Source organism: Mesorhizobium sp., assembly GCF_017306585.1.
Lineage (GTDB): Bacteria > Pseudomonadota > Alphaproteobacteria > Rhizobiales > Rhizobiaceae > Mesorhizobium.
Window position 1 is genome coordinate 1 of the sequence record NZ_JAFKIC010000034.1, and the last position, 8,712, is coordinate 8,712.

Annotated in this window: 8 protein-coding genes; 3 read left to right on the forward strand and 5 right to left on the reverse strand. The window is 61.5% G+C overall.

Features of this window, described 5'->3' with window-relative positions; genetic code table 11:
- Window positions 1–54 precede the first annotated feature (54 nt).
- Entirely contained in the window at window positions 55–711 is a 657-nt protein-coding gene (locus tag J0I79_RS01230) for a uracil-DNA glycosylase (RefSeq protein WP_292854645.1), read from the forward strand.
- A gap of 10 nt (window positions 712–721) precedes the next feature.
- Here the strand turns inward: J0I79_RS01230 and J0I79_RS01235 are convergent, their stop codons facing one another.
- The 3 genes from J0I79_RS01235 to dapA all read right to left on the reverse strand — a co-directional run bounded on the left by J0I79_RS01235 (window position 722) and on the right by dapA (window position 2,907).
- Window positions 722–1,429 carry a GH25 family lysozyme gene (locus J0I79_RS01235; RefSeq protein ID WP_292854648.1) on the reverse strand — a complete coding sequence of 236 codons (708 nt, stop codon included), beginning with the start codon at window positions 1,427–1,429 and terminating at the stop codon, window positions 722–724.
- Window positions 1,430–1,520: 91 nt separating this feature from the next.
- Window positions 1,521–2,000, reverse strand: a complete 480-nt coding sequence (smpB, locus tag J0I79_RS01240) for an SsrA-binding protein SmpB (protein ID WP_137932111.1) — start codon at window positions 1,998–2,000, stop codon at window positions 1,521–1,523.
- A gap of 25 nt (window positions 2,001–2,025) precedes the next feature.
- Window positions 2,026–2,907, reverse strand: a complete 882-nt coding sequence (dapA, locus tag J0I79_RS01245) for a 4-hydroxy-tetrahydrodipicolinate synthase (RefSeq protein WP_292854655.1) — start codon at window positions 2,905–2,907, stop codon at window positions 2,026–2,028.
- 247 nt (window positions 2,908–3,154) lie between these two features.
- Between dapA and J0I79_RS01250 the strand changes: the two genes are divergently transcribed.
- Both J0I79_RS01250 and J0I79_RS01255 read left to right on the forward strand, forming a co-directional pair.
- Window positions 3,155–5,185: a lytic transglycosylase domain-containing protein gene (locus J0I79_RS01250; RefSeq protein WP_292854658.1), complete on the forward strand. Its 2,031-nt coding sequence runs from the start codon at window positions 3,155–3,157 to the stop codon at window positions 5,183–5,185.
- A gap of 81 nt (window positions 5,186–5,266) precedes the next feature.
- Window positions 5,267–6,181, forward strand: a complete 915-nt coding sequence (locus J0I79_RS01255; RefSeq protein ID WP_292854661.1) for an alpha/beta hydrolase — start codon at window positions 5,267–5,269, stop codon at window positions 6,179–6,181.
- A gap of 61 nt (window positions 6,182–6,242) precedes the next feature.
- On the opposite strand, the gene J0I79_RS01260 is transcribed toward J0I79_RS01255, so the two are convergent.
- Window positions 6,243–7,316: a site-specific integrase gene (locus tag J0I79_RS01260; RefSeq protein WP_292854663.1), complete on the reverse strand. Its 1,074-nt coding sequence runs from the start codon at window positions 7,314–7,316 to the stop codon at window positions 6,243–6,245.
- Between the two features lie 241 nt (window positions 7,317–7,557).
- The coding region (locus J0I79_RS01265) for a porin (protein ID WP_292854666.1) at window positions 7,558–8,712 on the reverse strand (1,155 nt) is incomplete at its 5' end.

The following is an 8,712-nucleotide window of genomic DNA, read 5'->3' on the forward strand; positions in this document are numbered from 1 at the left end:
GCGGCGGCCCGAACCGGCTGAAGTGGACGAGGACGACTACTGAGGCCGGTCGTCTTGACCGCCCTCTCCCCTGCCGAACCCGACCGCGATTGCCCGCTCTGCCCAAGGCTGCATGATTTCATCGCCGAGTGGCGGCGGCGCGAACCGTCCTGGTTCAATGCTCCCGTGCCGACCTTCCTGCCCCCAGAAGGTGAGGACGCGGTCCAGCTCCTGATCATCGGGCTGGCGCCCGGCCTGCGCGGCGCCAACCGCACAGGGCGGCCCTTCACCGGCGACTATGCCGGCGACCTTCTATATTCCACGCTGATCGCGCACGGCTTCGCGCGCGGAGAGTTCAAGGCGCGGCCGGATGACGGGCTGGAGCTTGTCGGCACGGCGATAACCAACGCGGTGCGCTGCGTGCCGCCCGAGAACAAGCCGGTCGGCGCCGAGATATCGACCTGCCGGACATTCCTGGTGCCGACGATCGCCCGTTTTTCCAATTTGCGCGCCGTGCTGGCCCTGGGATCGATCGCGCATCAGTCGACCGTGCGCGCGCTGGGTGGGCGTGTCGCGGCACACCCGTTCAGGCATGCCGGACAGTCGCAGGTCGGTGGCCTCAGGCTGTTTTCCAGCTATCACTGCTCGCGCTACAACACCAATACGGGTGTGTTGACGGAAGCGATGTTCGTCAATGTCTTCAGCGAGATCGCGGCGTTCCTGAACACATAGAGTCAGATTTTCACGGCGCTGCGAACAACTCGGCCAACTTCTCGCGCCCGCCCTGAAGAACATTGAGATCAACGTCGCCTGTAATCCCGTCCACCCGGCCCCGGTTGTGGTATTGCCAGTAGATCCAGTCACGCCGGTCCGGCTCCATGAGCAGCGAACGCAGCCAAAGCGGCCGGGCGGCGATCCGACCGGCATAAGTGGCCTCGGCCTCATCGGTCAGATAGACGATCGCCGTCTTGCCGAAAGCCGCTTCGACTGGTCCGAGGAAGGCCTGGAGCTCGGCATTCAGTTGCTCGGGCGATGGACGCTGCGGACAGTTGCCGCCGAATTCGATGTCGACCACCGGCGGCAGCAAGGGCTGATCATTGGGCACGACAGAGATGAAATTTTTCGCCTGGTCGGCGCCGGGCCGGCAGAAGGTGAAGAAGTGATAGGCGCCGACAGCGAGCCCGGCAGCGCGGGCGTCGCGCAGATTGGTGGCGAAGGCGGTGTCGACATGGTCGCCGCCTTCGGTCGCCTTGATGACGGCAAAGGCCACATCGTCGGCGGCAACACGCCGCCAATCGATCTGCCCCTGGTGATGGGAAACGTCGATGCCCCTGACCGGGTATTTGCCGCGATCAGGAGAGTAGGTGTGGAAATAGGCCATCGCCCCGACCACCACGGCGCATGCCAGGGCGAGGCTGGCCAAACCCCAGAGAACAATCCGCTTTTTCAAGGCCATCCCCTTTGGACTTGTCGATTGTTCGAACTTGCCCGATTGTTCGAACCTGAAGCCGGACTGTCGGCTTGTTCAGGCCATGGCCAGTTCAGCCGCGCTCTTTCAGCAGCCTGCCCTTTTCGCGTGACCAGTCACGTTGTTTCTCGGTCTCGCGTTTGTCGTGAAGCTTCTTGCCGCGACCGACGGCGAGCAGCAGCTTGGCCCGGCCCTGGTCATTGAAATAAATCTTCAAGGGCACCAGCGTCATGCCTTCGCGGTCGACGCTCTGCGACAGCTTCGCCATCTCGCGCTTGTTGAGCAGGAGTTTGCGACGGCGGCGCGGCTCGTGATTGAAGCGGTTGGCCTGCAGATATTCCGGCAGATAGGAATTGATCAGCCAGATCTCACCGCCTTCGACCGAGGCATAGCTCTCCTGGATGTTGGCCTGCCCCTGGCGCAGCGACTTGACCTCGGTGCCGGTCAGCACGAGGCCGGCCTCGATCGTGTCGAGCACCTCGTAGGAAAACCGCGCCTTGCGGTTTTCCGCAACGGTCTTGTTGTTGGGGTCGGCTTTTTTGACTTGATTCATAATGCGGAGAGGTGGCGCCTCATCCCTAGTTTATCAAGCCGGCGTGCTTCATCGCGGCATCGATCTTTTCGGCGGTCGACTGCTCGACCGTGACCAACGGCGAACGCAGCACGTTCTCGACCTTGCCGAGCTTCGACAATGCGTATTTGGCGCCGGAGACGCCGGGCTCCAGGAAGATCGCCTTATGCAGCGGCAAGAGACGATCCTGCAATTCAAGCGCCTTGGCGCTGTCGCCGGAAAGCGTCGCTTCCTGGAATTCGGAGCACAGCCGTGGCGCGACATTCGACGTCACCGAGATGCAACCGACGCCGCCATGCGCGTTGAAACCAAGCGCGGAGGCATCCTCGCCGGAAAGCTGGATGAAATCCTTGCCGCAGGTCATGCGCTGCTCGGATACACGCTCCACCTTGCCGGTGGCGTCCTTGACGCCGACGATGTTCTTGAAGTCGTGCGCCAGCCGGCCCATCGTCTCAGGCATCATGTCGATCACCGAGCGTGGAGGGATGTTGTAGATGATAATCGGCAGCTTGGTTGCCCGGGCGACGGCCGCGAAGTGCTCATAGAGGCCGCGCTGCGTCGGTCTGTTGTAATAAGGCGTGACGACGAGGGCGGCATCGGCGCCGGCCTTCTCGGCGTACTGCACCAGCCCGACGGCTTCCTCGGTGTTGTTGGAACCAGCGCCGGCGACCACCGGGGCGCGGCCGTTGGCGACCTCGATGCAGACCTTGACGACATGGCGGTGCTCGTCATGCGAAAGCGTCGGCGACTCGCCGGTCGTACCCACGGGAACCAGACCTGTCGTGCCTTCCGCCAGTTGCCAGGCGACAAACGCGCGAAAGGCTTTCTCGTCGAAACGCCCGCTCTTTTCGAACGGTGTCACGAGCGCAGTAAGCGAGCCTCTCAGCATGTCGTCCAACTCCTTGGGACTTAATCGGTTTTGTCGGTCGGTTTGTCGTGCGCGCCTTCTAGCCGAAAGCGAAGCCGCGCACCATAGTCTCGACATGGTTGCGCGGCAAGCATTGCCATGGTGCCAGCAAGCGCAATTCGAACGGCCTCGATAACCCTTTGTTTACGAGCCCTTCACGACCTAAGTCTAGGCTTCGAGGCATCTTCGCCTGGTGGTAAAATGCTGGATTAGGGAAAGACACAACGTCATGCCGGCCAATCGGCCCCACTTCTTCGCGCTGCTTGGCGCCATCGCCGGGCTGATCCCCAGCGTGGCGATCAGCGGCAGCGTCGACGTGCGGGTCACTTCGGCGATCCCGGTGCCAGGACTGCAGGACAAGGAGCAACCGGCTCCCTCGCCCAGCGTCGCGCTGCTGAAGACCGGGCTGGACGCGCTGGCAGCTGGCGACATTCCAGGCGCCCGCGGGGTGCGCGATGCGCTTCCCGCCCAATCGCTCGACCAGCACATACTGGCCTGGGCGATCGCGCTTTATGGCGGCGACAAAGTTCCGAGCGGCGAGATCGCAGCAGCCGCGCGGATGCTGCCCAACTGGCCGGGGACAGTTGCCCTGCGCAAGAACGGCGAGCGCGCGCTGTATCGCGAGAACCCGGCCGCCGACGTCGTCATCAAGGCATTCGACGGCGGCCAGCCGCAGACATTCGAAGGCGTGATGGTTCTGGCGCGCGCCTATGTCTCCTCCGGCAATGCCAAGGCGGCGCGTTCGGTGCTGTCGCCGTTCTGGCGCACCGCGATCCTGGAAGCCAAGGACGAGGCGGCGCTGATCAAGGAGTTCGGCGGCCTCATTCCCGCCGCCGATCATCGTTTTCGCATGGAACGCATGTTTTATGCCGACCGGGTGAATTCGGCCCTTCGCGTCGCCGGCCTTGCCGGTGCCCAGCCACTGGCCGACGCCTGGGCGGCAGCTGATAAAGGCGACAAAAACGCGCCGAAGCTGTTGAAAGCTGTTCCGGTGGCGGAGCGTTCGGCCGGCTATTTCTTCGCTCAGGCCGAATACCTGCGCAAGCAGGAGGATTTTGCCGGCGCCGCGGCCGCCGTCATGAAGGCTCCGGCGGACCGCGAATCGCTGGTCGATCCGGACGCCTGGTGGGTCGAGCGCCGGGTGCTGTCGCGCGAACTGGTCGACCAGGGCGACATGAAGACGGCCTACGGGATTGTTGCCGCGCATGCCGCCGAAAGTGCTCCAAATGCGGCCGAGGCCGAATTCCATGCCGGTTGGTACGCGCTGCGTGGCCTGAACGACCCAAAGCTTGCCGCCACGCATTTCGCGCGCATTGCCGACCTCGCCCAGGGGCCGATGAGCCTGTCGCGCGCTTACTACTGGCTCGGCCGTGCCGCCGAAGTCGGCGGCCCCGGCAACGCCAAGGACTATTTTGGGCGGGCGGCCAGCTATGGCACGACATTCTACGGCCAGCTTGCCGCCGAACGGGTCGGCCGGCAGGCGCTGAACATCGTCTATCCCACGCCAAGCGCTGCCGACCGGGAAAATTTTGCCGGCCGCGAGGCGGTCAGCGCCATCAAGCGGCTGCAGGAGGCAGGCTATGACCGCTATGCCGAAACGCTCTATCGCGACCTTGCCGGGCAGTTGACCAGCCCCGGAGAACTGGCGCAGCTGGCGGTGCTCGCCGAAAAGCAGAACAACCACTTCATGGCCCTGAAGATCGGCAAGATTGCCGGGGCGCGCGGCATCGACGTCGGCGCCCTGTCGCACCCGCTCGGGGTCATCCCCGATTCGGCTGATATTTCCGGTTCGGGCAAGGCTCTGGCCTACGCGATCGCGCGCCAGGAGAGCGAATTCAATATCGGTGCAGTCTCCAGTGCCGGAGCGCGCGGGCTGCTGCAGCTGATGCCTGAAACCGCCAGGCAACTGGCAAAGAAGGCCGGCTTGCAGTTTTCGCAGACGCGACTGACCACCGATGCCGGCTACAACGCCACGCTCGGTGCGGCCTTCCTTGGCCAGCAACTTGACCGTTTCAACGGCTCCTACGTGCTGACCTTCGCGGGATACAATGCCGGCCCCAACCGCGCGTCCCAGTGGGTGGCCAAGTACGGCGATCCGCGCGGCAAGGACATCGATGCCGTGGTGGACTGGATAGAGCGGATTCCTTACACGGAAACAAGAAGTTACGTGCAACGCGTGATGGAGAATTACGAGGTCTACAAGATGCGTATTTCCGGCAAGTACGACATCGTCGGCGACCTCGTAAACGGGCGGAGCTGAGGCGCGGAACCGCGTCCCATTTGACGATCCCCGCCCTCGCCTGTAGCTGTCTTACGCAGCCCAGCGAGGAGCGACACCGGGATGGCGGACAGCGAAGGTTTCTCCGACTTCTTTTACACGGCACCGGATGGACTGAAACTCCATGCCCGGATTTATGGCGAGGCTGGCACCGGCTGGCCGGTGGTTTGCCTGCCCGGCCTTACCCGCAATGCCCGCGACTTCCATGAGCTCGCGCTCCATCTTTCTGGAAGAGCGAAAGGGCCGCGCAGGGTCATCGCCTTCGACTATCGCGGGCGCGGACAGTCGGCCTACGATGCCGATATCAGCCACTATAATGTCGGCGTCGAAGCCGGCGACGTCCTGGCTGGACTGGCGGCACTCGGCATCGACGAAGCCGCCTTTATCGGCACGTCACGCGGCGGGCTGATCATACACGTGCTCGGCGCGCTGCGGCCGGCGGTGTTGAAAGCCATCGTGCTGAACGACATCGGGCCAGTCATCGAACCGGCCGGCCTTGCCCTTATCCAATCCTATCTCGAGCGCATGCCGAAACCGAAATCCCCCGGCGAGGCGCTGGAAGCGCAGCGTAATGTTCATGGCCAGGATTTTCCGGCGCTTACAGATGGCGACTGGGAGCGCATGGTGCACGCGATCTATCGCAAGACCGACGATGGGCTGCTGCCTGATTTCGATCCGAAGCTGGTCGACACGGTTGCCGGTCTCGACCTGTCGCAGCCACTGCCGGCCCTTTGGCCACAGTTCGACGCGCTGGCGGCCATTCCTCTGCTCGTCATACGCGGCGCCAATTCGCCACTGTTGTCGGCTGAAACGGTGACGGAAATGCGAGGGCGTCATCCCGGCACCAAGACAATCACTGTCTCCGGCCAGGGCCACGCACCCTTTCTGGAAACCGGCAATCTGCCCACCGAAATCGCACTCTTTCTCGACCAAGCAGAATCGCAGGATCAAGCAGAGTTGCAGGGCAGCGCTAGGTGACCCCAAGACCAAACATGGCCTGGGGATCACAATCATAGTATAGGCCAGTCTTGCAGACGTACTAGATTTTCGAGCTTTTCCGAGGTGCCTTCGCCGGAATCTTCGTCCCATCGGCCGGTTTGCGGCTTGCCTTGAGAGGCGAAGGCGCGGTCACGGGCGAGGAAAACACGGAGCCTTCGGGATCGCTCGCCGACTGTTCGCCGCGCGGCGTCTCCAGAACAACCACACAGCCATCGAGGTCATTGGTGGCCAGATGCGCGTAGCGCATGGTCATCGAAAGCGTCTGGTGACCGAGCCACATCTGCACGCGCCTGATGTCGATGCCGCCCTGGACAAGACGCGAAGCGCAGGTATGGCGCAGAATGTGCGGCACGACCTGATCATCGGCTGCAAGACCGACTTCGGCCTTCGCTTCGTTCCAGATGGCGCGATACTGGGCCTGGCTGAATGTGGTGAACGGGCCTTTTGGCCGGCGCCCTTCCGTGGGAGGCAATTTGATGACCTCCTTGACCCGCTCGGTCATCGGAATGGTGCGGCTGCGGCCGGATTTGGTGATCCAGAAGGAGACGCGATGCTCCTGAATGTCATTCCAGATCAATCCAAGCGCTTCGCCAAGACGGCATCCGCTGTCGACCAGGAAGACGGAAAGCCGGTAAGCATCCTCGCTGCGGCTTCTGATGGCGGCAAACAGCCTGGCTTCTTCATCCCTTTCGAGGAAACGAATCCGTCCCGCACGCTCCTTTTGGCGGCGGAACTCGGGCAAGCTGTGGATATCCCCCATCTTGTAAGCCTTGCGCAGCAGTTTGCTGAGGGCAGCCATCTTTCGGTTGATGGTTGCGTTGCTGTTGCCGCGCTGGCGCAAGGTGCCGATAAGGTTATCCAGGGTACTCTGGTCGAAGGCGCTGAAACGCTCTCCGAGGAGAATCTCGTCTATCTCGCCGATGAAGGAGCTGACATTGTATTTATGTCGCCCGTCATCCCATAATATATCCCGATAAGCTGAAAAAAGCTCTCCAACCCTATGCGACTTTACTTCTCGGATCTTGTTGTAGGTATATTTGAACTTGGAATTCTGAGAAGAAAACTGCGCAAAATGATCAGAGGAGAACCCCTCTTGAATCGCTTCATTGGTCATAATTCGCCACACCCCCGTGGTGGATGGGTCAGCCCTATCCGCTTGGGAGCGTCCTTTCAAGAGCATAAATCACGCGATTGTGATCTCATCCGCCCATCTGCGGATCCCACGAAATCACTCAGCGGATTTGTTCAGCTACCGATTCCCCCTTTTCCTTCGTTTGCGTTGACCCAGTCACGAAACAAAAACAGCCCGGACGTTTGTGCGCCCGGGCTGGATTTCACCTGTATGGAACCAGCCCTTAGAAGTCGCGCTGGAAGCGAATGACGCCGCCTATGCCATCACTCTTGGTCTGGTAGAAGTTGTCCTTGGTGTGGTTGATGTAGTCAACTTCGCCCGTGACCGTGAAGCCAGGAACCACGGCATAAGCAACGTTCGCCGCAATGCCCACGGTCTTGCCTGCGTCATAGGATGCCTGCAGGTTAAACGAAGTCTTCTCGTCGAACTTGTAGCTACCACCGCCCCAAACAGCCCACTTGCCGTCCCAAGGCTTGTAGAAGGAATGACCAAGCGGGTTGGTCAGGTTGATTTTTTCCTGACCGTAGCCGCCCATGACGAACAGCGACAGCGCGTTGCTGACATTGACGTCCAAGCGAACCTTACCAGCCCAAGTCTCGTAGTTGCTGTCGTAGGCGACCACGCCGTTGATGCCGCCCCAGCCCTGAGTGTACTTCGCGCCAATAACGACATGCGGAACATAGCTGTCGATGGTGCCGATATAGTCGACGAACTTGTCCGTGTAGACGCCATCGCCGTCAAAATCCGCCTTAAACTTGTTGTCGCTGCCCTGTTCGAGCGAGACCACTGCGGAGAAGCCGTTGCCGGCGTCGAAGTAGTATTGGACGACGTTGGTGTCAAAGTTGCCGTAGGGGACGAGCGTGTCGTTGATGACATTGCCTGCATAGCCGCTGAACGTATCAAAGGCCGATTCGTCCTTACCAACGCGCAGGCCACCCAACTGAATCCAGGCGAAGTTGAGCGAGACCGAATTGCCGGCGCCACCGGCACCAATGACATTGCCATCGTCAACAGCCAACCTATTGGCATGGCTCGACCAGTTACCGAAGTTGAAGCGGGTCTCGGTATAGGTCTTCAACGTACCGAGTTCCGTCTCCTGGCCAGTCCAGGTCTTCAGCGTGAAACGAGCCTGCTTAGCCCAGGTATCCTGCTCTTTGCCCGTCCGGGCATCATTGCCGTCGGTACCCGCAAATCCCTTGATCGCGTCACTACCAGCCGTTGCATCATAACGGACATAGCCGCCGATACGCAGGCAGGTTTCGGTGCCGGGGATGTAGAAGTAGCCAGCGCCGTAGACGTCGCAGATCTTGACGTATTCAGCGGGCTCCGGCTCGGCGACGACGACGGCGTCGGCGGCGCGCGCACCGGAAACTGCGAT